Source organism: Mucilaginibacter sabulilitoris (assembly GCF_034262375.1).
Taxonomy (GTDB): Bacteria; Bacteroidota; Bacteroidia; order Sphingobacteriales; family Sphingobacteriaceae; genus Mucilaginibacter; species Mucilaginibacter sabulilitoris.
The window spans coordinates 537,857-559,926 of record NZ_CP139558.1 but is presented as its reverse complement, the minus strand read 5'-3'; the positions used below and the strand labels follow the sequence as shown (position 1 = coordinate 559,926).

At 42.7% G+C, this 22,070-nt stretch carries 23 protein-coding genes; 19 read left to right on the top strand and 4 right to left on the bottom strand.

Annotated elements, in window-relative coordinates; translation table 11 throughout:
• Positions 1-8 precede the first annotated feature (8 nt).
• Positions 9-581, top strand: a complete 573-nt coding sequence (gene def, locus SNE25_RS02460) for a peptide deformylase (protein WP_321563506.1) — start codon at positions 9-11, stop codon at positions 579-581.
• A gap of 107 nt (positions 582-688) precedes the next feature.
• Here def and SNE25_RS02455 read toward each other — a convergent pair whose 3' ends face one another.
• The 3 genes from SNE25_RS02455 to SNE25_RS02445 form a co-directional block, all read right to left on the bottom strand.
• Positions 689-1,324 carry a hypothetical protein gene (locus SNE25_RS02455; RefSeq protein WP_321563505.1) on the bottom strand — a complete coding sequence of 212 codons (636 nt, stop codon included), beginning with the start codon at positions 1,322-1,324 and terminating at the stop codon, positions 689-691.
• Positions 1,325-1,439: 115 nt separating this feature from the next.
• The gene (locus SNE25_RS02450; protein WP_321563504.1) at positions 1,440-1,718 is read right to left on the bottom strand and encodes a NifU family protein; all 279 of its coding nucleotides are present in this window, start codon (positions 1,716-1,718) and stop codon (positions 1,440-1,442) included.
• A 197-nt stretch (positions 1,719-1,915) separates the two neighbouring features.
• A complete protein-coding gene (locus SNE25_RS02445) occupies positions 1,916-3,001 on the bottom strand; it encodes an Mrp/NBP35 family ATP-binding protein (protein ID WP_321566196.1) in 1,086 nt (361 codons plus the stop codon).
• 119 nt (positions 3,002-3,120) lie between these two features.
• Between SNE25_RS02445 and SNE25_RS02440 the strand changes: the two genes are divergently transcribed.
• Positions 3,121-5,367, top strand: a complete 2,247-nt coding sequence (locus tag SNE25_RS02440; protein ID WP_321563503.1) for a transglycosylase domain-containing protein — start codon at positions 3,121-3,123, stop codon at positions 5,365-5,367.
• A gap of 115 nt (positions 5,368-5,482) precedes the next feature.
• Here SNE25_RS02440 and SNE25_RS02435 read toward each other — a convergent pair whose 3' ends face one another.
• A complete protein-coding gene (locus SNE25_RS02435; protein ID WP_321563502.1) occupies positions 5,483-5,863 on the bottom strand; it encodes a VOC family protein in 381 nt (126 codons plus the stop codon).
• 237 nt (positions 5,864-6,100) lie between these two features.
• Between SNE25_RS02435 and SNE25_RS02430 the strand changes: the two genes are divergently transcribed.
• From SNE25_RS02430 to SNE25_RS02350, 17 genes are all read left to right on the top strand, one after another.
• The gene (locus tag SNE25_RS02430) at positions 6,101-6,730 is read left to right on the top strand and encodes an NAD(P)H-dependent oxidoreductase (RefSeq protein ID WP_321563501.1); all 630 of its coding nucleotides are present in this window, start codon (positions 6,101-6,103) and stop codon (positions 6,728-6,730) included.
• Positions 6,731-6,931: 201 nt separating this feature from the next.
• Positions 6,932-7,309 (top strand): response regulator, encoded by a 378-nt coding sequence (locus tag SNE25_RS02425; RefSeq protein ID WP_321563500.1) that lies wholly within the window; start codon positions 6,932-6,934, stop codon positions 7,307-7,309.
• Positions 7,310-7,491: 182 nt separating this feature from the next.
• Positions 7,492-7,749: a hypothetical protein gene (locus SNE25_RS02420; RefSeq protein WP_321563499.1), complete on the top strand. Its 258-nt coding sequence runs from the start codon at positions 7,492-7,494 to the stop codon at positions 7,747-7,749.
• Between the two features lie 279 nt (positions 7,750-8,028).
• Positions 8,029-10,833 (top strand): hypothetical protein, encoded by a 2,805-nt coding sequence (locus tag SNE25_RS02415; RefSeq protein WP_321563498.1) that lies wholly within the window; start codon positions 8,029-8,031, stop codon positions 10,831-10,833.
• Positions 10,834-10,964: 131 nt separating this feature from the next.
• A complete protein-coding gene (locus SNE25_RS02410; RefSeq protein ID WP_321563497.1) occupies positions 10,965-11,432 on the top strand; it encodes a carboxymuconolactone decarboxylase family protein in 468 nt (155 codons plus the stop codon).
• A gap of 184 nt (positions 11,433-11,616) precedes the next feature.
• Positions 11,617-12,597: a 2-dehydro-3-deoxygalactonokinase gene (locus tag SNE25_RS02405; RefSeq protein ID WP_321563496.1), complete on the top strand. Its 981-nt coding sequence runs from the start codon at positions 11,617-11,619 to the stop codon at positions 12,595-12,597.
• A gap of 1 nt (position 12,598) precedes the next feature.
• Positions 12,599-13,252, top strand: a complete 654-nt coding sequence (locus SNE25_RS02400) for a bifunctional 4-hydroxy-2-oxoglutarate aldolase/2-dehydro-3-deoxy-phosphogluconate aldolase (RefSeq protein ID WP_321563495.1) — start codon at positions 12,599-12,601, stop codon at positions 13,250-13,252.
• 128 nt (positions 13,253-13,380) lie between these two features.
• Positions 13,381-13,704, top strand: coding sequence for an ArsR/SmtB family transcription factor (locus SNE25_RS02395; RefSeq protein ID WP_321563494.1), 324 nt, complete (start codon positions 13,381-13,383; stop codon positions 13,702-13,704).
• Positions 13,705-13,710: 6 nt separating this feature from the next.
• Positions 13,711-14,178: an SRPBCC domain-containing protein gene (locus SNE25_RS02390; protein WP_321563493.1), complete on the top strand. Its 468-nt coding sequence runs from the start codon at positions 13,711-13,713 to the stop codon at positions 14,176-14,178.
• A 48-nt stretch (positions 14,179-14,226) separates the two neighbouring features.
• Positions 14,227-14,664, top strand: coding sequence for a VOC family protein (locus SNE25_RS02385; protein ID WP_321563492.1), 438 nt, complete (start codon positions 14,227-14,229; stop codon positions 14,662-14,664).
• 81 nt (positions 14,665-14,745) lie between these two features.
• Positions 14,746-15,138, top strand: coding sequence for a DoxX family protein (locus SNE25_RS02380; RefSeq protein ID WP_321563491.1), 393 nt, complete (start codon positions 14,746-14,748; stop codon positions 15,136-15,138).
• Between the two features lie 29 nt (positions 15,139-15,167).
• Positions 15,168-15,728: a DUF4256 domain-containing protein gene (locus SNE25_RS02375; RefSeq protein WP_321563490.1), complete on the top strand. Its 561-nt coding sequence runs from the start codon at positions 15,168-15,170 to the stop codon at positions 15,726-15,728.
• Between the two features lie 29 nt (positions 15,729-15,757).
• The gene (locus SNE25_RS02370) at positions 15,758-16,336 is read left to right on the top strand and encodes a YdeI/OmpD-associated family protein (protein WP_321563489.1); all 579 of its coding nucleotides are present in this window, start codon (positions 15,758-15,760) and stop codon (positions 16,334-16,336) included.
• A 178-nt stretch (positions 16,337-16,514) separates the two neighbouring features.
• Positions 16,515-17,066: a hypothetical protein gene (locus tag SNE25_RS02365; RefSeq protein ID WP_321560245.1), complete on the top strand. Its 552-nt coding sequence runs from the start codon at positions 16,515-16,517 to the stop codon at positions 17,064-17,066.
• Positions 17,063-17,983, top strand: a complete 921-nt coding sequence (locus SNE25_RS02360; RefSeq protein WP_321563488.1) for an IS3 family transposase — start codon at positions 17,063-17,065, stop codon at positions 17,981-17,983. Before SNE25_RS02365 ends, SNE25_RS02360 begins: the two co-directional genes overlap by 4 nt.
• A gap of 390 nt (positions 17,984-18,373) precedes the next feature.
• On the top strand, positions 18,374-20,782 hold the full coding sequence (locus SNE25_RS02355; RefSeq protein WP_321563487.1) for an ABC transporter permease: 2,409 nt from the start codon (positions 18,374-18,376) through the stop codon (positions 20,780-20,782).
• Positions 20,779-21,993 carry an ABC transporter permease gene (locus tag SNE25_RS02350; protein WP_321563486.1) on the top strand — a complete coding sequence of 405 codons (1,215 nt, stop codon included), beginning with the start codon at positions 20,779-20,781 and terminating at the stop codon, positions 21,991-21,993. The genes SNE25_RS02355 and SNE25_RS02350 overlap by 4 nt, the downstream gene beginning before the upstream one ends.
• Positions 21,994-22,070: the final 77 nt, after the last annotated feature.

Below are 22,070 nucleotides of genomic sequence, written 5' to 3'. Positions count from 1 at the left end.
TTTGCATAATGAAATATCCTATCATCGCCTACGGAGATCCTGTTCTGAGAAAAAAAGCAACGGCAATTGAGCCTGATGAATACCCGCATATTAAAGAGCTGGTTGAAAACATGTTTGAAACCATGTATGCCGCCCGCGGCGTAGGTTTGGCCGCCCCGCAGGTAGGTATGTCAATGCGCTTGTTTGTGGTTGATGCATCTGTGTTCAGCGATGAAGAACCCGACCTGAAAGATTTTAAAAAAGTATTTATAAACGCTACCATTTTAGAGGAAACCGGCGAAGAATGGGGCTTTAATGAGGGCTGTTTGAGCATTCCTGATATCAGGGAAGATGTGTACCGCAAACCAGTTGTAAAGCTGTCATATTATGATGAGAACTGGAAACATCATGAAGAAAGCTTTAAGGGTTTAGCCGCCCGTGTAATTCAGCACGAGTATGATCATATTGAAGGTAAGCTGTTCACCGACAAACTGAGCCCGCTGCGCAGGCGCCTTATTGAGAAAAAGCTGAATGATATATCAAAAGGGATGGTTGACGTAGATTACAAAATGAAATTCCCCGCCGCAAAAAAAGGACGGTAGTTTTTTTGTTTTAAGCAGTGAGTGATGAGTTTTGAGTAAGAGAAGAAATAAATAGATTAATAACCACAACTAAGAGGAACTCAGAACTCAATACTGAAAACCCAGAACTAATTACTGCTCTTATTATCGCTATCGGTTATTTGTTTTATTAAACCACCCCAGGCCAGCGGATTAAGCAATGGATTTGGTGTAAGGGAATGCGAATTTAAAATACTGGTATGCATTGACTGCGCACTTGCCGACTGTATTTCTTGGGCATCTCTTGGCAATACGTTTGACAATGCCACCAGTGTTGTACGGTTTATGTTTTTACGCGCTATTTCCAGATCATCATCTGCAAGCTTTATGGATAGGAAATCTTTCTTAAATTCATCTGTAGTGGCCCACGGAAATACATGGAAAGTTGGCAGGTTAATGATCTGCGGCTTAAGCGATACCTGCATCGTATAGCTTTTATTTGGCACATTTGCTGGTATAACTACCGTTACCGGGCCATAGCCTACACAGGTAAAACGCAGGGTATCCTGCTCATGCGCTACAAACGAGAAGTAACCTTTATAATTTGATAAGCTAACGGAATTGCGTGCCGAGGTATTGGTAATACTTACATAGGGTACAATAACACTGCTGCTGTCGGCATTATGTACAACACCGGTAAACTGCACAACGGGCCTATCATCATGGCTTTGTGCAAAGGTGGAAACTGTAGCAAATAAAAAAAATATGACAACTAAATATTTCATATATCCATCGCTCTTCCCTGATACTACCTTTTACGGCCGGAAAAAGTTTCAAAATTTTAATCAAAAGTAAGTTAATACGGTAAAATTTACCCGTTTTTAACAATACTTAACACTACTATCTTAAATTTTCGGGAAGTACTGCGTTGGGGTCGTCAATATCCGTTAGGTTTATAGCTTCAATACCGGTAATTTCCGGAACTGCTTTCTTAATAGCCTGCTCAATGCCTGCTTTAAGCGTCATGATGCTCATGGGGCATGATCCGCATGATCCCAATAGCTTTAATTTAACTACACCTTCAGGGGTGATCTCCTCAATCGAAACATTCCCGCCATCAGCCTCCAAATACGGACGGATAGTATCTAAGGCTGCTTCTACCTGACTTAATAAACTCATTTTAACTATTTTATAATAAAAGTAAAGTTACTTAATTATTTACAATATTTTTAATGGACGATGGACTTATGGACAAAAGACTTAAAGATGTGGATAAAGGGAAAGCTTGTTTTTATTTACTTCATCTCCTTTATCTTTTTGTCTTTTATCCTTACTCCAACTTCATCCTTGCTCCTGCCCTCTTTTATCCTATTTAATTACTCCGCTACAGGCACGCTGCTCATAGCCTTCGCGTTTGAAATAGCTACCTGTTGTGCAACACGTCGGGCCATCTCCAAAAACGCACTGGTCATTGGGCCATCCTCCTCCAGTATGGTGGGTTTGCCCGCGTCGCCAGAATCGCTTATACCTTTTACTAACGGAATTTCACCCAAAAATGGTACATCGAGCTGTTCGGCCAGTTTTAGCCCCCCGCCCTTTCCGAATATATAATATTTATTTTCGGGCAACTCGGCTGGGGTAAAGTACGACATGTTTTCTACCACACCCAATATAGGCACATTAATGGCCGGCATCAGGAACATACCTATCCCCTTTTTGGCATCGGCCAGGGCCACGTTTTGCGGCGTGGTTACTATTACCGCACCCGTAACCGGGAAGGTTTGTGTAACCGTAATGTGTATATCGCCGGTTCCAGGCGGCAGGTCAATTACCAGGTAATCTAACTCACCCCAGTCGGCATCATTAAACAATTGCTTTACCGCGGTTGATACCATTGGTCCGCGCCACGGCACAGGCTGGTTAGGATCTGTAAAAAAACCTATTGATAACAGCTTAATATCATATTTTTCGATAGGCTCAATACGGGTTTTGCCATCTACCTGGCTGGCTTGCGGGCGGGCGCCTTCCAAACCAAACATAATGGGCACCGACGGGCCATAAATATCCGCATCAATTAAACCAACTTTGGCCCCGGCTTTTGCCAGCCCCAGCGCCAGGTTTGCCGCCACGGTTGATTTGCCAACACCCCCTTTGCCCGATGCCACGGCTATAATATTTTTAACGCCGGGTACGCCGGTATTTTTTTGCGAAGTAACCCTTGATGTCATGTTAATGCTCACCACAGCCTCTTTACTTATAAAGTGGCTGATGGCATTACGGCAGGCATTTTCTATCAGCGCTTTCAGTGGGCAGGCCGGCGTGGTCAGCACAACCGAAAAGCTCACATTATTGCCATCAATATGTATGTCCTGTATCATGTTGAGCGTAACCAGGTCTTTTTTCAGATCGGGCTCTTCTACATTTCCCAGGGCTTGTAAAATTTGTTCTTTGGTGATTATCATCATATATTATGGCAAATTTATGAAAACAGGCCGTTGATTTGCGTTTGTTAAAGAAACAATTTGCAGAAACAACCGTTTGCAGGGGATAAGAATTAGTTTAGTTTTGGAAAAATTTACACATGAAGCGCCTTAATCCTAAATACATACGCATAGCCGCATTTATATTAATACCCTTATTGCTGATTTTTTTAATAGGCGGCTATACAGCTTATTCCAAACGCGAGGCCCTGCTTCAAAAAGCTATTGACAAAGCTAAAGCAAAAGCCAAAAGGGATTATAATTTAGATGTAAAAATAGGTTCGGCCCATTTTACGGGTACAAGTACGGTGTCTTTTTCTGATATCTGCATAGTGCCCGAGAACCGCGACAGCCTGCTAAACATCAAAAACCTGGTAATAAGCGTAAAGTTATTGCCGCTTGCCGTTGGCGATATTAAGCTGGCCGATGTTTTATTGCAGGACGGTTTTATACACCTCACCAGTGTTAAAGGCGTAAGGAATTTCGACTTCCTGTTTAAAAAGAAAAAGGATAGTACAGCTACCCGTACCAAAGTCGACCTGTCTGAACTGGCCAACCACCTGGTTAATGAAGTACTTTATAAAATCCCCGATAATCTTGCCCTTAGTAATTTTTCCATCAGCTTTAAGGACGATACCAACCAGATAAAACTGTTAACAAAAACAGCCCTGATCAAAGACGGCAACCTAACCTCAACCATTGATGTAAATAATGGCTACGCCACATGGCACATGGCCGGCAAAATGCACCCATCAGATAAAGACATTGATGTGAAACTTTATGCCGATGGTAAAAAGGTGGAGTTGCCCATTATTGAAAAAAAGTTCAAGCTTAAATTAAATTTCGATACCATCAGCACCCGCTTAACAAGGGTAGAACACAGCAGCGGCCTTACAAAGATTTATGGTTCCTGGGCAGTTAATAATCTGCTTATTAACCATCCCGGTATATCGTCAGAAAACATTGTGTTTCCAAACGCCTCCATTGATGCCAATGTGTTTGTAGGCGAAAACTATGTATCGGTTGATAGTTCATCACTTATACATATTAAAAAACTTACTGCCCGGCCATTTATCAAGTATACACTTAACCCGGTTAAAATATATGAGCTGAAGATAAACACCGGATGGCTAAACGCCACTGATATTTTTGAGGCTTTCCCGTCGGGGATGTTTGACGCGCTCAATGGTATACAAGTTGCCGGAAAGCTAAACTATGCGCTCAACTTTTACATGGATGCTTCAAAGATCGACGATTTGCAGTTCGACTCGAGACTGAGCAAGGATAATTTCAGGATAATTAAGTATGGCAAAACAGACCTTAGTAAACTGAACAGCACGTTTATTCATACCCCCTACGAAAAAGGCAAACCCATGTCGCCGCACCTTATAGGGCCCGATAACCCGGAGTTTACCCCGCTTAATGAAATTGCGCCGAGCCTACGAAACGCTGTAATGACAGCTGAGGATCCTTCTTTCTACACCAATCATGGCTTTGTAGAGGAAGCTTTTCGTAAATCGCTGGTTACCGACTTTAAAACCAAAAAGTTTAAACGCGGCGGCAGCGGCATATCTATGCAGCTGGTTAAAAACGCCTTTTTAAGCCGTGAAAAAACCCTTGCCCGTAAAATTGAGGAGATCTTGATTGTATGGATCATTGAAAACAACCGCATCATGAATAAAAACCGCATGCTGGAGGTTTACCTCAATATTATTGAATGGGGTCGCGGAATTTATGGCATATCAGAAGCTTCGCATTATTATTTTGGCAAATCGCCATCGGAACTTACCTTGGGCGAAAGTATTTACCTGGCCAGTATTGTTCCGTATCCAAAAGGTGGTCTTTACGCTTTTCAGCCCGACGGCACGCTGCGACCGGGGTTGCATGGTTATTTTAACCTCATTGGCCGCTTAATGGCCAGCAAAGGCTATACGCAACGCGATACCAATGCCTATGGTTTTTATAATGTTCGTTTAAGAGAAAGCCTGCGCCGCGCCATAGCCCCTGTTGATACTGCTACTGCCGACAGCCTGATGAAACAAAGCGACGACTATGAAATATTGCCGGTGCTTGAAGACCCAGTAAAGAAGCCAAACTTTTTGCAGCGTCTTTTTGGCAAAAAGGATACTACCGGAAAAGCAGAGGGGGATAAAGAAAAGCAAAAAGAGAAAACCGCTAAGGAAAAACTTAATGAGCAAATTGATGCCCTTAAACAGGAATATAAACTCAAGATAGATAACATTGATACTGCAGGTAAAACCCGCAAGGAAATTCGGCAGGAAAAGCGGCGCCTTAAAAAAGAGCAAAACGACAAGGAAGATGAGCTGAAAGAGAAGGCTAATTTATAAGCATTAACGTATTGCGCGATTAAAGGGCTTATCTCCATCATACCGAATATTGCGATGGGTTTCAACTCCAGCGCAATATTTGGTGGGTGGCCCGGTTTAACCTGTCAGGCCATTCTCACTCGTCTTTGGGTTCCCAAAGCTCAATAATGTTCCCTTCCGGATCGAGCACATGAATGAATTTGCCATAATCATATTCCGCAATCTCATCAATAATGGTCACGTTATCCTTTTTTAGTTCATCTACCAGTGCAACAAGATTTTCTACCCGGTAATTAATCATAAATGGCTTGGCCGACGGATTAAAATATTTAGTATCCTTCGGAAACGTGCACCAGGCTGTGGATCCTTTTTTAGACGGATCATCATCCTGCCGCCATTCAAATGTTACTCCGTATTCGCCGGTAGGCAATCCAAGGTTTTTGGCGTACCATTCGTTCATAGCTTGCGGATTATCGCATTTAAAAAATACGCCGCCAAGGCCTGTTACTTTTTTCATATTAAAAATATTGTATAATTAAAGGTGATATAAAAATGGAAGAAAAGAGCGGTTCCTGAAGCAATTTCCATCTATTTTTAGACATTATCAAATCTGTTTCCAAATCCTATTAATGCTGGTGGCAAGGTTAAATTTTATCCATTATAAGTAAATTAAATGTTTAAACGCCTAATTTGCCTATAAATGACTATGATACATGTTTAAACATTTAATTTTGTTTAACAAATAGAAGATATCATGTCATTCATAGAAAAATTACAATGGCGCGCCGCCGTTAAAAAATTCAATCCCAATAAAAAAGTAACTGAAGAACAGTTAGATAGTTTATTAAGCGCTGTTCAGCTGGCGCCATCATCATATGGCTTACAACCTTTTAAAGTAATTGTTGTACAAGACACTGAAACAAGAGCGAAATTAAAGGCCGCTGGCTACAACCAACCACAAATTACCGACTCATCGGCCCTGTTTGTGTTTGCTGCCGAAACAAACCTTGATGAAAACTTTGGTAAAAAATTTGTTGATCTTGTTGCGTCAACACGCGGTGTGGAGCGCGAAAGCTTAGAGGGGTTGGAACAAGTAATATTAGGTACTCTGAGCAGCCGCAACGATGAGCAAAAGGTAGCATGGGCGCACAAACAGGCTTACATTGCCTTAGGTGTATTATTAAGCGCCGCTGCCGACCTGGGTGTTGACGCCGGTCCGATGGAAGGTTTCGATACCGAAAAATTCGATGAAATATTAGGCCTGAAAGAAAAAGGGCTTACAACCTCTGTTATAGCCGCAGTTGGCTTCCGTGCAGACGATGACAAGTACAGTAAAATGATCAAAGTACGCCGGCCAAAAGAAGAACTGTTTGTACACATATAATATTATTTAATCGGGTCTTGACCGGCATATTTTGATGCTGTTGTTGTGTTAGGGACTGGTTGATTGGGTTATTACCTATCCCGTTGCCGGTCAAGCCCGATTGTTTTATAACGGCCCTTCGTTCAGCACAAATTTCCATGTTATCGGTTCCCATAACGCTATGCTAATCAATGGCATGCCCTTTGCATTAAAAAAACAGGGATGGAAAAGATCATGGCAAAGAAAATATTATTGGTAGATCACGACGAACTAATGACAGAGGTAATGTATTACATACTGACGGGCAGCGGCTACGATGTAATTGCGACCACCCGTGCCGATCATATCTTCAACAGCATCCGCACCAACCACCCCGACCTGATCATTCTTGATATAACCTTACCCGGCATGGATAGCCTTGAATTATGCCGTTTGTTAAAACTCAACAAGGAAACAAAAACCCTCCCGGTAATCATTTGCTCAGACAATGATAATATCGAAAGCTTTTTAAACCAAAAAGGGGCGCCTGATGATATATTGCACAAACCATTCGGCATGAACAGTCTTATTGAAAAGGTTGGATACCAACTGGCTGCCTAATCTTTATAAGTTGTCATTTGGACAAAAGAAAAATCGTATTCGACAGGCAAAATTAGCGGGCAAGATCACACAAGATTTCTCCTCGTTCCTCGTTCGATGACATTTCGGTTAGCTGTGTTTATATGAATTAGGGAATTTTATTTCTTCCATTTTCGTTAAAATGCATTTTTTGTTGTCAACAATTGTATATTTACCCCGAGGAGAAAAAGATGGGCCTGCCACTACGCATAACATATAACGATACCGATCACGTTTATCAGATTAATACAACGCCAATAAATAAAGCTACTACAGAGCTTGAAATATTATTAAACGGTGAAAAAATAACATTACAGAAAGACACCCGGGGCGCATGGGTACAAATGGGTGACGGCCCGGTAATTGACCCCGAATTGGCACAAGCGCTGGGCCGATCCGTTTCTTTAAGGTTCAGAATGTAAAAGCTGCTTTTAATGGTTTCTGAGCATATACTAATCAATGCCTTAGATCATCCTTATTTAAATACTCATTCCTACCTCCATTGTTCAATACTACCCAAATACCTGCAGGCTGATCCCGATACCTGCTTAAACAGGGCCTTATCCTGTTGATTAATATTTATCAGGCTGCGTTATACTTAATAATAACCTTAAAAACTAATAATACTTTTCAAATTAAGTAGCTGAAAAAGAAATTATTGCCTAATTTTAAATTCATAGTAAACCATCGTCATAATACCTATGAAAATCTTATGGTTCACCTTTCTTTTGCTGTTCCTTTTCCTACAAAATAAGGCTGTTTATGGCCAAACCGATCCGCGGGTGGCGGTAAGGGATATTGTCAATGCCGTGACAAAACGGAGCGATTCCCTTGCTTCTGAAAAAATATATCTCCAAACAGATAAACCGGTCTACACCACCGGCGACACCTTGCGGTTTAAGGCCTATTTATTCAACGCCGTCTATCTTGCCGGCTCAGACAAAAGCGGGATGGCCTATATTGAAATTGCCGATGAGCAAAACAAAGTGGTAAAAAGGGAAATGGTATCCATGTATATGGGTTTGGGCTGGGGAGATATTGCGCTTGGCGAAAAGGAATTTCCGCAGGGTGGTTACATTTTAAGGGCATATACCAGCTGGATGCGCAACTTTGACACACAATATATATTTAAAAAACAATTTTACATCAGCAGTCCCGGCGAAACCGACCTGTTGATCCGGTCGGCATTTACCACCAAACAGGTTGAAGGAAAGCAGCATATTGGGATAGGTTTACAAATTCATAAAACAGATCACCTGCCGCTTGTGCTGGGTAGTTTTCAGCTCAAAATAACAACGGGCAATAAGGTATGGTACAGGGATAAGGTTCAGACCTCGGTCGACGGATCAATAGATGTTAATTTTGATGTTCCGGAAAAAGCGGATACAAGCAAACTTGCCGTCACGCTGCAATCCTTAAAAAAAGATGAGTCCGGACCAATACTCAGCATACCTGTTATACTTAACCGGCCCGAATATACCGACCTGCAGTTTATGCCCGAAGGAGGTTATATGGTAGCGGGCATCAATACCCATATCGCTTTTAAAGCCATAGCCGAGGATGGCCGGGGGACTTCAGTTTCGGGATTAATTTACAATAACAAACAGCAGCAAATAGCCGCTTTTCAATCGGCACATCTGGGCATTGGCTCATTTGACATCATCCCGCAGCCCGGTGAAACTTACACCGCCAAAATAAAATTACCTGACGGCTTATACTCCAAACCATACGACCTGCCACCGGTAAAATCATCAGGGCAAGTGCTAAACGTAATTAATAAACTGACCCAGGATTCCCTCGAAATTAACATTGCAGCAACAGCCGATCTTGAGGCGGCCAATCCGGTTTATTACCTGGTGGGCCAATCGCGTGGCATTGCCTGTTATGGGGCCGTGATCAGGCTGAGGCACGGAGCAAGCAAGATCAGGATCAGCAAAACATCCTTTCCTACCGGTATAGCCCGGCTTTCCCTATTAAACATTAATAAACAAGCCCTGAATGAGCGCATTGTTTATATAAACCGGAACGACAACCTCCGTATTGCCCTCTCCAGTGACAAAAGATATTACACAAAGCGCGATAGTGTTGCTGTCAGTATTGAAGTGACTGACAAAAACGGGCAGCCCGTTCTGGGCAGTTTCTCTGTTGCCATAACTGATGATAGCCAGGTAAAAAACGATAGTTTAAAAAATAACACCCTAAAGTCGGCCCTGCTGTTAACCTCCGATCTGAAAGGGACAGTAGAAGATCCCGGTTATTATTTTCAATCAGGTTTAACCGCTGCACAATGGCAGCATCTTGATAATTTATTGCTGGCACAGGGATGGGTGAATTATGATTGGCCGACGGTGTTTCGGCCAATAACGCCTGCTTTAAACCCGGCAGAACAGGCGTTTGCAGTAAAAGGAAAGGTAAGCAATATGTTTAACAAGCCGGTAGAAAAAGCCGGGGTTATGCTGCTGTCAAAAAAACCATCCTTTATCAGGGATACCCTTACAAACAAAGCCGGTGTATTTAATTTCAATGATATTTACCCTTCAGACACCGCCATATATATTATACAGGCCAGAAATAAAAGAGGAAAAAGCTTTAATGTGGGCATTGATGTGGATGAATTTAAACCACCCGTATTTACTGCGTCAACAGAACGGATGATTCCCTGGTATGTAAATATCGACAGCAGTGGCATAAAAACCCTGGATAACTATTTAAGCTACAAAAAAGAGCACGAAAAACTGTTAGGCCATAATATGCTTAAAGAGGTGAAAATTGTAGATAAAAAAATAATTAAAGACTCCAAAAACCTGAACAGTGACGGCGGCTCGGATTTTTCTTTAACCACCGAAGATCTGGAAAAAGCCGGGAAAGCCAAATTGGGCGACTTGTTAACTCAAAAAGTAAAGGGTTTCCATTTGGGCTCGGGCAAGAATCCGTATGCCTATTATATTAACGGACAGTTTATGCACCTGATTATTGATGGTGTTGATATAACTTTTTCCTTTACTTATGATGGCAGCGGCCCTACGGCGTTTATGCATTATGTTAAAAGTTTTCTTGATTATTATACAGCCGAAGATATTAAAGGCATTGAGGTGATGCGATCTGCCAGATATGTGAGCAGTTACACCACCAGATTTTTAGATCCTCTGGCTGTTCCCTTCGATCATGCTTTTGTTGAGGTAACAACATATAGTGGTTCCGGCCCCTTTTTAAAGAAAACGCCCGGTGTTTATATGTACAAACCCTTAGCTTTCAGCCCGCAAAAGCAATTCTATTCGCCACGTTATACGGTAAAAACCCAGGCAGATACCTCGTTTACCGACTTGCGCTCTACTATTTATTGGTCGCCCAATATTATTACTGATAAAAATGGCAAAGCGATGTTTTCATTCTACACTACCGATAAACCAGGAACCTACACTCTTTTAATGGATGGTTCGGACATGAATGGAAATATAGAAAGCATCCGGCAAAAAATTATTGTGAATAATGTATCTCACCCATAAGGCGCTGCCCTTTTCGACAACCGAGTGCTGTTTTTTTAATTGCTGAAGTTTTTTTACGGCAATTGTCCTATTTCCATAATCTCATTCATCATTGCTGTATAATCTAAATATTTAATAAAATCAGCAACAAAATGGAACAAAGAGTTAATCTTTTCGAAAAAGGTCAGAATGCCATGAAGGCAATGTATGGTTTAGGGATATACCTGGCAAAATCGCCGGTTGAACAATCACTTTTAAATTTAATTTACTTCCGCGTATCACAGGTTAATGGTTGTGCTTATTGCCTTGATATGCACGCTAAAGACCTGCGTGCAAAGGGTGAAAGCGAACACCGCCTTTATGTACTGAATGCATGGCGCGAAGCTCCTTTTTATACCGACCGTGAACGCGCGGCTTTGGCTTTCGCCGAAGCGCTTACTAAACTTAACGGCATAGTTCCGGATGATGTGTACGCAGATGCAAGAAAACAATTTTCTGAAGACGAACTGATTGACGTGCTCATGGCCGTTATCGCTATAAACGGCTACAATCGTATCAATCTTGCTTTCCCCAATCCGGTCGCCGTTGGAACCTATACACCCGGCGCGCACGGGCATTAAGCAAATAACACGCGTTTTGCGCAATTCATATATTCTATAAACAAGCCCCGCTTTTGTAAAAAAAGCGGGGCTTTTCATTAAAAAAAAGCGCGCCATCTTCGCCATTTACCTTCCCAATTGCTTTGCGGAGTTATGATATATTTTTTAGCTTGCGTGCTGAACCGAAATAATCTGTTGTAATTCCATGAATATGTTATTGAGCTGCGATTGGGGTACAAGCGCTTTAAGATTAAACCTTATTGATGCCAAAAGCGGCCAAATAATGACCGGTGAAAGATCAGACAGTGGCATAGCCAAAACCTTTGAATTATGGAAGGCTACAAATATAACCGATGAAAACTCGCGCATTGCTTTTTATCTGGATGTTTTACAACAGCTTATCAGCAATATCGAAACCCGGCTAAGTGTATCGTTAAACGGTGTAAAGCTTTTTATTTCGGGAATGGCCTCCTCATCAATCGGTTTTATAGAATTACCATACAGCCAGTTGCCGTTTGCGTTGTCGGGTCCCGGTCTTCAGGTAAAACATCTGCCGGCTCCGGAAGGCTTTAACCATGCCATCAGCATGATATCGGGTGTGCGAAGCGCCGATGATGTGATGCGCGGGGAAGAAACTCAACTGATAGGATGTGTTGAGGCTATTGAAAGCACTGCCGTCAACCAGGTATTTATACTACCGGGTACTCATTCCAAACATATATATGTACATCAAAACAACATCACAGGTTTTAAAACCTATATGACGGGCGACCTTTTTGAGCTCTTATCGCAAAAAAGCATCCTTCATAATTCGGTGGAGAAAGAAAATGATATAGAAGCAGCGGAACATGCATTAAGCTTTAAACAAGGTGTAACTGATGCGGCTGGCGGCAATTTACTCCATGCCATTTTTAAAGTACGCACCAATAATTTGTTCAACGTTTATACCAAAAAGCAAAACTTCTTTTACCTGAGCGGCTTGTTAATAGGAACCGAGCTAAAGGACCTTGCGGTAAACAGCAAAGACCAGTTTCATTTATTATGCGGTGCAGGATTAGAAAAATGCTACCGCATGGCGTTTGAACAATTGAACATGGCAAAACAACTAAAAACCTATCCGCCCCAGTGGGTTGATGAAGCGGTAGTGAGGGCCCATCACAAAATTTACAATCAAATTGGCAATTAATATGAACAACGAATTTTCAATGGAGCTGTTCGAGGCTTCACCCATTATTGGCATCATGCGGAATTTACCCGCAGAACATACCGCTATTATTGCCCAGAATTATTTCGAGGCCGGCTTAACCAATATGGAGATAACCATGAATTCGGCAGGTGCCACAGAAAACATCAGTATGCTTGCAAAAACTTATGCAGGCAAGTTAAATATCGGTGCCGGTACTGTTTGCAGCATGCACGACCTGGAAAAAGCCTTAAATGCCAATGCCCAGTTTATTGTTACGCCGATACTAAATAAACAGGTAATTAAAACCTGTGTGAGTGAAAATATACCTGTTTTTCCCGGAGCCTATACCCCGTCAGAAATATATAAGGCTTGGCATTGGGGAGCAACTATGGTTAAAGTATTTCCTGCAACCGACTTAGGTCCCGGATATATTAAAGAAGTATTAGCGCCTTTAAATAAAATTAAACTTTTGCCCACCGGGGGCATCGGGTTAAACAATTTTAAAGCTTATTTATCTGCCGGCGCCAAAGGTGTTGGTGTGGGCAGTAGCTTATTCCCGGCTGATATTATTAAAAATAATGACTGGGCCGCCCTCAAAAGCCTGTTTGTACTTTTTAAAGAAACCTATATAAACTATATTAAGACGCAAAAGTGAGTTTCCGGGGCTACAGCTCATTATCCCACCGCCCGTGAAATATTCTGATACAGACCGTTAAAAAAAATCACAGAAAAACTTGCGTAGTTAAATAGCTACATTTATATTTGTAGTCAAATAACTACATTATGAATTTAAGACGCGACGTATTCCAAGCCATTGCCGACCCCACAAGGCGGGCCATACTGCTGCTGGTTGCTACACATTCTATGACTGCCGGTGCCATAGCTGCAAACTTTGACACCGCCCGGCCAACCGTTTCCAAACACCTCCAAATACTTACCGAGTGCGAATTGCTCAAACAAGAGCAAACCGGCCGGGAAATTCATTATCATATTAATGCAAAAAAAATGAAAGAAATAGCAGAATTTATTGAACCATTTCGCGAAATGTGGGATGACAGGTTTAACAAACTGGAAGCCATAATGAAAAACTATCTACCCAAAAAATAACCTGTCATGGAAAGAAAAACAAAGATCAATGCCGAAGAGGGCAAGCAGGAATTAGTGATTACAAGGGAATTTGATTTACCGCTGGAATTACTTTTTAAAGCATATGTAGAGGCCGAAATTGTTGAACAATGGATGGGAACTAAAGTGCTGAGGCTTGAAAATAAAAAGTATGGTGGTTATTCTTTTGAAACATCAGATGCTAAAGGGAATGTAGTATTCCGGGCCAACGGAACAATCCATGAGTTTAGTTCAAACAAAAAAATCATCCGGACATTTGAAATGGAGAATGCCCCTTTCGGTGTACAGTTGGAACTGCTGCAATTTGAACAGCTTACCGCCGATACCAGCAAACTCATAATACACACTATATATGAATCGGTAGCAAAAAGAGACCAGCTGCTGAAGTTACCATTTGCGCAGGGCATCAACATGGCACATAACCGGTTAGAAGAAATAGTAAACAAATCAAAATAACTCTTTAATCAACAGACCAATCAAAATCATAAAACCAAATTATAAACAATGGCACACGTATCAATTTATTTAAACTTTAGTGGCAATGCCGAAGAAGCATTTAACCACTACAAAAAAATTTTCGGAACAGAGTTTTCTAATCCATTAATGCGGTTTAAAGACATGCCGCCCCAGGATGGAGGACAACCACTACCAGAAGCCGACAAAAACAAGGTAATGCATGTTGCGCTACCCATACTTGGCGGCCTGGAGATAATGGCTACCGACATGCTGGAAAGCATGGGGCAAAAATTGGTAGAAGGGAACAATTTTACCATCAGTTTAAACCCCGACACGAGGGATGAAGCCGACAGATTGTACGACGAGCTATCGGAAGGCGGAACAGAAGCAGTGGCGCCACATGATGAATTCTGGGGATATTGGGGCACCTGCAAAGACCGTTTTGGCATCCGCTGGATGTTCAATATTATTACACAGCAGCAATAATCAGGCACTATCAATGCTTGCAAGTCTGAACCCTTGCGGGCATTGATTATCAGTTATATAACCTTACAAAAACGTTATCTTATGATGAAGAGAAATAAAATTATCTATTGGATTTTTACTATCTGGCTTGCATTAGGAATGCTATCGACCGGATTAGTACAGTTATTCAGGGCTAAAGCCGGTCAGGGAGGTGTGGATAGCATTACACATCTGGGCTATCCGGTTTATTTTCTGACTATAATGGGTATCTGGAAATTTTTGGGCGTTATAACGGTACTTATTCCTAAATTTCCTTTATTAAAGGAATGGGCTTATGCAGGCTTCTTCTTTGCCATGTCGGGAGCGATATTTTCGCATATCGCATTGGGCGATTCAGTTAAGGAAATATTTCCGGCCTTGCTATTACTTATCCTGACTGCAATATCGTGGTATTTCCGGCCGGCCGAAAGAAAAATTATGTCAGCCAATCAATAAACCAATACACAACCTAAGATTGATAAAGTATGAGTAACAACAAATTATCGTCAGAACAGCAGGAACAACTATTTGGCATACTGAAAGCCCGTTTTGAAAAAAACATAGGCCGCCATTCTGGTTTAGATTGGGCCGGCGTACAGGCACGGCTGGAAGCTGATCCCAAAAAATTGTGGTCGCTCAATGAAATGGAAATAACCGGGGGCGAACCGGATGTAATTGCCCATAACAGAGACACAGGTGCCTACATTTTTTATGATTGCTCGGCAGAAAGCCCGAAAGGCCGCAGAAGTTTTTGTTACGATCATGAAGCTCTGGAGGCAAGAAAAGAACACAAACCCGAAAACAGCGCTGTTGAAATGGCTCGTGATATGGGCATTGAGCTTTTAACGGAAGAACAATATCGCGAATTGCAAAAATTTGGAAAGTTTGATTTGAAGACCTCGAGCTGGGTGAAAACATCTGCCGATATCAGGAAACTTGGCGGAGCTACCTTTTGTGATCGTCGCTACAATACGGTCTTCCTTTATCACAACGGGGCAGAATCTTACTATGCCGCCAGGGGCTTCCGCGGTTGGTTAAGCGTTTGATATAATAACCATTACATTAAAGTAATAGCATGAACCCAAAGGTTGATTTTTATTTTAATAAGGACAATAAATGGCATGAAGAGCTGGAGCAATTGAGAACAATCATTCTTGATTGTGGCCTCACCGAAGAATTGAAGTGGGGCACTCCTTGTTACACGTATCAGCAAAGTAACATTGTTTTAATACATGTATTTAAAGACTACTGCGCGCTTTTGTTTTTTAAAGGCGCCCTCCTTAATGATACCAAAGGCATCCTGATACAGCAAACCGAGAATGTACAATCGGCGCGACAAATCAGGTTTACCAATGTTGGGGAAATTATGAAGATGAAGCCCGCCCTGAAAGCTTATATTTTTGAAGCCATTGAAGTAGAAAAAGTTGGATTGAAGGTTACTTTTAAAAAGACCAGGGATTTTGCCATTTGCGACGAATTCCAACAAAAATTAGATAACATGCCTGCCCTGAAAACTGCTTTTGAGGCACTAACCCAGGGAAGGCAAAGAGCATACCTGCTGCATTTCTCTACCCCCAAACAATCCAAAACTCGCGAGTCGCGGGTTGAAAAATATATCCCGCAAATTTTGAGTGGAAAAGGAATAAATGATTGAGGTAAGTCTTAGGGCCAATCATACAAAAAAAAGCATATGCAATCAGTCTTGAATCCCTTTAAGTATGCTTCTTAAGTCCAAAATACATTAATCTACTATCGAAACAAACCATTTTACATAGCTTGATTTTTAATTGACTCGTCCTAAAAAAACTATACACTAAAACTATTAGTGTAAGATGAAAAAAGAGGAAAAATTAATGCAAATGGTTCGCTTCTCGGAACAGGGTCATTTTCAGGTAGCCGTTCGAGACGAGATTATCAAAGCTATTGAGCATGGCGTTGCCAGAAGTGTGTTTACCAAAAAGTATGGTGTAGCCAGAAGTACTTTATCAGACTGGATGCGCGATCATGGATCGCCTGAATATCAGGCAAAGCGTCAGGGAAAGCATTTGAGTAAAGCAGAAAAGGAAACTATTATACGGTTAATTCAGCAAGGGCAGTTAACGAGGCACCAGGCTAGAAAGACTTATGAATTGGGTGGCGATGTTTTAGTCCGGTGGCTAAAGACAGCTTCCAGAAAAAATCCCGATCTTGTCATAGACTCTCGAAATGCGATGAAGAAAAAAGCCACAGAACAGCCCGATACAGCAGATTCTGAAAAACAGGCTTTGAAAAAAGCTCTCCAGGAAGCGCAATTAAAGATTCATGCCCTTAATACGCTGATCGACGTTGCAGAGGAGCAATTTAAAATAGCCATCAGAAAAAAGCCTGGAGCCAAACAGTCATGATAATTAAGCAAGATTATCCCCAGTTAAGCTGGGAGGTTCTTTGCAGGCTGTTTGGCAAGACCCGTCATGCCCATTACGATCATTTATGGAGAGCGCAGAATGATTCTTTGAAAGAAGACATCATCCTGCAGTTGGTTTATGAGACCAGGGACTCACTTCCCCGTCTGGGAACCCGAAAAATGATACACATGCTGGCTCCCCGGTTAAAATCCCATGGTATTGTTGTAGGCAGGGATTATTTATTTGATTTGCTGGGCGTTCATAAGCTATTGATCCGGCAACGTAAAAAGAAGGCTTATACAACAGATTCCAGGCATTGGATGCATAAATACAATAACCTAGTAAAAGATTTGCCGGTAGCAAGGCCAGAGCAGGTTTGGGTAAGTGATATGACTTATATCAGGGTAATGAATCAATGGGGCTATTTGTCGCTGATCACAGACGCTTTCTCCAGGAAGATTATGGGTTATTGCTTCCGTGACGATATGCTGGCGCAAGGCTGCCTAGAGGCGTTGCAAATGGCTTTAAATAACCGCATATACCATGACCGCCTGCTTATCCATCATTCTGACAGGGGATCACAGTACTGCTCGAAAGACTATGTAAACGTGCTCCTGTTTCACGGTGTACAAATCAGCATGACACAAAACGGAGATCCATATGAGAATGCATTGGCCGAGCGGATGAACGGGATTATTAAAGAAGAGTTCAATCTCTATAGCAGCTCGCTGAACTTTGAACAGACCCGGCAGAAAATAGAAAAAAGTATCAAGACTTACAACGAGGTCAGGCCACATGGCAGTTGTGACTATCTAACGCCAAGTCAGGCGCATACTCAGCAGCATGCACTTAAAAGGCGTTGGAAAAGCTATCAGCGAAAATGGCAAAAAGAAAACCCTGTAGTTAAGGCTGTCTAAATAAACTCGATTGTAGATCATTATTGTTATTCACAAAAAGGAGGTACCGGCAAAAAGAAAAAAAGAAGCAAAAAAAGAAAAACGGGTTGAAATATGGAAAACTCTGTGAGTTTCCCACATTCCAACCCGACAAACAAGCCACTGTTCGTTTATGAATTATATTTACTAACCGAACAGGACAGTACTAATCAGGATTAACAAAATCTGATGTATTGTTCAATCAGGATTAACCTAACAAAATGTATAGTCTTTTCAGGACGGGTCAAATCATTGTTGAAACCGTACAGTTCATGTTCGTTTTTGTTACAACTGTTATAATATTTGCCAGACAATGAACTATCTGTCAATGCCTTATAAACATGGAACAGCAATTGCGCGCGTTGATCTGCTTTGAACACCTATACATTCCATACCAATATATATGACCTGGTCTTCCTGGGAGTGATATTTATTGGGCTGACTTTTACCCTGTTGTTGTGGTGCACCAAAAGGATTAACCTGGCTGCCAACAGGTTTCTTGGCCTGGCCCTGGCAACCATCGTTTTGTGGATAGTCCGGGTATTGGGCATTGATATCCGGTTGGGTACCTACCTTCCCCATTGGAGCTGGCTGCCGCTGCAATTTTCGCTGACACTTGGTCCACTGATCTTTTTTTATGTGCTTAAAATTACCCGGCCGGAATATAAATTCCGCCCAAAGGATCTGCTGCATTTCAGCCCCTTGTTGCTGGAACAGGGTGTCCTGGTGTTTCAAGTTAAGGAGAGTATAAAGACGGGGGCGGCTACATATAATACGCTGACCTTTCAGCAAATGAGCCCGGTATTGCACCTGGCGGCGTTTATTTCGGTCAGCACCTACTTGTATTGGTCTTTCAGGCTAATTGAAGGCTTTTATCAGCAGCTGAAATTTAATCATGTACGTGACCGGTACCGCTACGAATTGAGGTGGCTGTATCGCTTGCTGACGGGTTTCGCCCTGTTATGGCTATTGTGGATTCCGTATGCCGCCGCGGATTATTTTTATTATCATGGCCAGATGGATATCCAAACTTGTTATCCTTTGTATCTCCTTTTGGCAATAATCTTCATCCGAATTGCAATCGTGTCCTTTTTAAGGCTGGATGCCAGAGTGCCGGTCCATGCGCCTTTTGTTTCCAGGCCGTTGCCGCCTGTGGAACTGAAGCAAAAAGGTACCTGGCTGAAGAAAGTCGTTAAAGAAACCCGTTATTATGAGGACCCGGAATTAAGCTTAGGCTCATTGGCTGAAAAGCTTGACTTGACTCCCCATGAGTTATCCCGGATCATCAATACGGTGCTCAAAAAAAGCTTTAATGATTTCGTTAATGAATATCGTATTGCTGAGGTGATCCGGAAAATGCAGAACCCTGTTTATGACCGGCTAACCCTGCTGGGCATTGCTTTTGACTCAGGATTTAATTCAAAAACAACTTTTAGCCGGGCCTTTCGGCGAATGACCGGGAAAACCCCGGGAGAATACAGTAGCGATCTGAAAAAAGAGGGTTCATCTTATAACTTGACCCCTCATTCCCGCCCCGCTGCAATAATTTCGTGTCATGAAGTCACTCCCAAGTGGTCTTATGAGAAATTAACCCGCAATTTTATGTTTAGAAATTATTTAAAGATTGCCTGGCGCAATACGCTGCACAATAAAGTTTACAGCATGCTGAACATCCTCGGCCTGGCAGCCGGCATGGCCGTGGCACTCCTGATCGGTTTATGGGTGACTAACCAATATTCATATGATCGTTTTCTGCCAGGCTATAAACAATTATACCAGGTTGAAATGAACCTGACCTCGCAGCATAACGGCACGAGTACCCAAACTTCCATAGCTCTGCCACTGACTGATGTTTTAAAGAAAGAGATCCCCGGCATACAGTACGTTGCTGAAGCTGACGATATAGGCCACATGAACCACGGCCTTTGGGTCGGCGATAAAAAGCTGTACATGGAAGGAGGTGCTGCAGGGCCGGAATTCTTCAAAATATTTCAATATCCATTTATAAAAGGCAACGCCAATTCAGCGTTAAAAGATCTCTATTCGATAGTTTTGACCGAATCGACGGCAAAAGCGTTGTTTGGCAATGCCGATCCGATGGGGAAAAATGTGCGGTTTGATAATTCGCAGAACATGACGGTAACAGGTGTTATACGCGATGTCCCTGCCAATGCTACGCTGCAATTCAACTATCTTGTGCCCTTTGCCTACTCAGAAGCCACCCAGGGCTGGATCAAAGATGGTCGTACCAAGTGGACTTACAATTCATTCTCTGCCTACGTGGCGCTGGAGCCGGGCGTGACATACGAGCAGATCGCTCCAAAGATCAGGGATATCGTCAATAAAAGAAGCCCGGAGATGCGGTCGTTAAAGCCTGAGGTGATACTGCATCCTTTAAAGGACTGGCATTTATATAACGAGTTTAAAAATGGCAAAGTTGTTGGCGGCTTTGTAGAATATGTGCGTTTGTTCAGCATTATCGGTATGCTGGTATTGGCCATAGCTTGTATCAATTTCATGAACCTTTCTACTGCCAGGTCTGAAAAAAGGGCAAGGGAAGTTGGCGTACGCAAAGCCATCGGCTCGGCGCGTATCGATCTGGTTTACCAGTTTTTGCTGGAGTCTGTCCTGATCACTTTTATATCGTTCCTGCTGGGTTTGCTGCTGGTTCAGCTGGCTTTGCCGGCATTCAATACGCTGACGCGTGCCGATGTCCATATTCCTTATGGCAATATCGGGTTCTGGGGTATTATGATTGTATTTGTCTGTTTACTGGTTTGATAGCTGGGAGCCGGCCGGCGTTTTACCTGTCTTCGTTCAACCCTGTTAAGGTGCTGAAGGGCAGTATCCAGATGGGCCGGTGGGCATCCATGCCAAGGAAGGTGCTGGTGGTGGTGCAGTTTACCTGTTCCATCGCGTTGATCATCAGTACCGTGATCGTTTACCAGCAGATACAGTATGTGAAGAACCGGCCGACAGGTTACAGTGCCGACAGATTAATGATGACCGACATGAACAACGACCTTTCACAGCATTATGAAACGCTGAAAAACGACCTGCTATCTTTAGGATTGGTAGAGAGCGTGGCCTCATCAACCTCACCGGCAACACAGGTGTACAGTCATTTTTCGCTGGAGAAGTGGCCGGGTAAAAATGCGAGCGACGAAAATGTGAACATCGGCGCGATATGGGTGTCTGATGACTATTTTAAGACTTTGGGGATGACCTTTGCTGAGGGGCGCACTTTCACGGGCGACTGGAAAAGCGACTCGCTGAATGTGATAGTGAATGAAGCCATGGTTAAGCGCATCGGTTTAAAAGACCCTGTTAATCAATTAATAACCATCAATTTTAACAAAAATCCGGTAAGGATCATCGGCGTGGTAAAAGACGCGCTGATGGATTCGCCTTATAGCCCGGTGGAGCCTGCCGTTTTCGGACATAACCCCTTCGGGTTTGTGGTGATGTACCGGCTGGTAAAAAACGCAGGTACGCATACTGCGATAGACAAGATCGGCAAGGTGTTTGGAAAATATAACCCGGCTTACCCCTACCAGTACAAGTTTGTGAACAACGAGTATGAGCACAAGTTTAACCTGGAGGTGCTGGTGGGCAAACTGGCGGGCGTGTTCGCCGGGCTGGCCATATTTATATCCTGCCTTGGGCTGTTCGGGCTTGCCGCTTACGTTGCCGAACAGCGCACCAAGGAGATCGGTATCCGCAAAGTGCTGGGTGCATCCATAGCACAGGTTTGGCTGCTGCTATCTCGCGATTTTATCGTGCTGGTGGTCATCAGTTGCGTCGTTGCCTCGCCAGTGGCGTTCTATTACCTGCACAATTGGCTTCAAAAGTACCCCTACCGTGTAAGCATCGGCGTAGGGGTGTTCATCGCTTCGGGTATAGCGGCTATACTCATTACCCTGATCACCATTAGTTTCCAGGCGATAAAAGCGGCGCTGGCGAACCCGGTACATAGCTTACGAAGTGAATGATCTGCGCATTCCGCCGGCAGAGCTTAGATCTGTAAACGTGAGATCTGAGATTTAGTTGAAACACTTATGTGGTGCGT

What these genes read in the sequence shown, in the direction of transcription:
- SNE25_RS02430 (WP_321563501.1), top strand. Translation starts at nt 6,101, where the DNA reads ATGTCATTCATAGAAAAATTACAATGGCGCGCCGCCGTTAAAAAATTC.
- SNE25_RS02375 (WP_321563490.1), top strand. Translation starts at nt 15,168, where the DNA reads ATGAGTAACAACAAATTATCGTCAGAACAGCAGGAACAACTATTTGGC.
- def (WP_321563506.1), top strand. Translation starts at nt 9, where the DNA reads ATGAAATATCCTATCATCGCCTACGGAGATCCTGTTCTGAGAAAAAAA.
- SNE25_RS02365 (WP_321560245.1), top strand. Translation starts at nt 16,515, where the DNA reads ATGAAAAAAGAGGAAAAATTAATGCAAATGGTTCGCTTCTCGGAACAG.
- SNE25_RS02445 (WP_321566196.1), bottom strand. Translation starts at nt 3,001, where the DNA reads ATGATAATCACCAAAGAACAAATTTTACAAGCCCTGGGAAATGTAGAA.
- SNE25_RS02450 (WP_321563504.1), bottom strand. Translation starts at nt 1,718, where the DNA reads ATGAGTTTATTAAGTCAGGTAGAAGCAGCCTTAGATACTATCCGTCCG.
- SNE25_RS02455 (WP_321563505.1), bottom strand. Translation starts at nt 1,324, where the DNA reads ATGAAATATTTAGTTGTCATATTTTTTTTATTTGCTACAGTTTCCACC.
- SNE25_RS02360 (WP_321563488.1), top strand. Translation starts at nt 17,063, where the DNA reads ATGATAATTAAGCAAGATTATCCCCAGTTAAGCTGGGAGGTTCTTTGC.
- SNE25_RS02370 (WP_321563489.1), top strand. Translation starts at nt 15,758, where the DNA reads ATGAACCCAAAGGTTGATTTTTATTTTAATAAGGACAATAAATGGCAT.
- SNE25_RS02415 (WP_321563498.1), top strand. Translation starts at nt 8,029, where the DNA reads ATGAAAATCTTATGGTTCACCTTTCTTTTGCTGTTCCTTTTCCTACAA.
- SNE25_RS02425 (WP_321563500.1), top strand. Translation starts at nt 6,932, where the DNA reads ATGGAAAAGATCATGGCAAAGAAAATATTATTGGTAGATCACGACGAA.
- SNE25_RS02435 (WP_321563502.1), bottom strand. Translation starts at nt 5,863, where the DNA reads ATGAAAAAAGTAACAGGCCTTGGCGGCGTATTTTTTAAATGCGATAAT.
- SNE25_RS02380 (WP_321563491.1), top strand. Translation starts at nt 14,746, where the DNA reads ATGATGAAGAGAAATAAAATTATCTATTGGATTTTTACTATCTGGCTT.
- SNE25_RS02390 (WP_321563493.1), top strand. Translation starts at nt 13,711, where the DNA reads ATGGAAAGAAAAACAAAGATCAATGCCGAAGAGGGCAAGCAGGAATTA.
- SNE25_RS02395 (WP_321563494.1), top strand. Translation starts at nt 13,381, where the DNA reads ATGAATTTAAGACGCGACGTATTCCAAGCCATTGCCGACCCCACAAGG.
- SNE25_RS02405 (WP_321563496.1), top strand. Translation starts at nt 11,617, where the DNA reads ATGAATATGTTATTGAGCTGCGATTGGGGTACAAGCGCTTTAAGATTA.
- SNE25_RS02440 (WP_321563503.1), top strand. Translation starts at nt 3,121, where the DNA reads ATGAAGCGCCTTAATCCTAAATACATACGCATAGCCGCATTTATATTA.
- SNE25_RS02385 (WP_321563492.1), top strand. Translation starts at nt 14,227, where the DNA reads ATGGCACACGTATCAATTTATTTAAACTTTAGTGGCAATGCCGAAGAA.
- SNE25_RS02400 (WP_321563495.1), top strand. Translation starts at nt 12,599, where the DNA reads ATGAACAACGAATTTTCAATGGAGCTGTTCGAGGCTTCACCCATTATT.
- SNE25_RS02410 (WP_321563497.1), top strand. Translation starts at nt 10,965, where the DNA reads ATGGAACAAAGAGTTAATCTTTTCGAAAAAGGTCAGAATGCCATGAAG.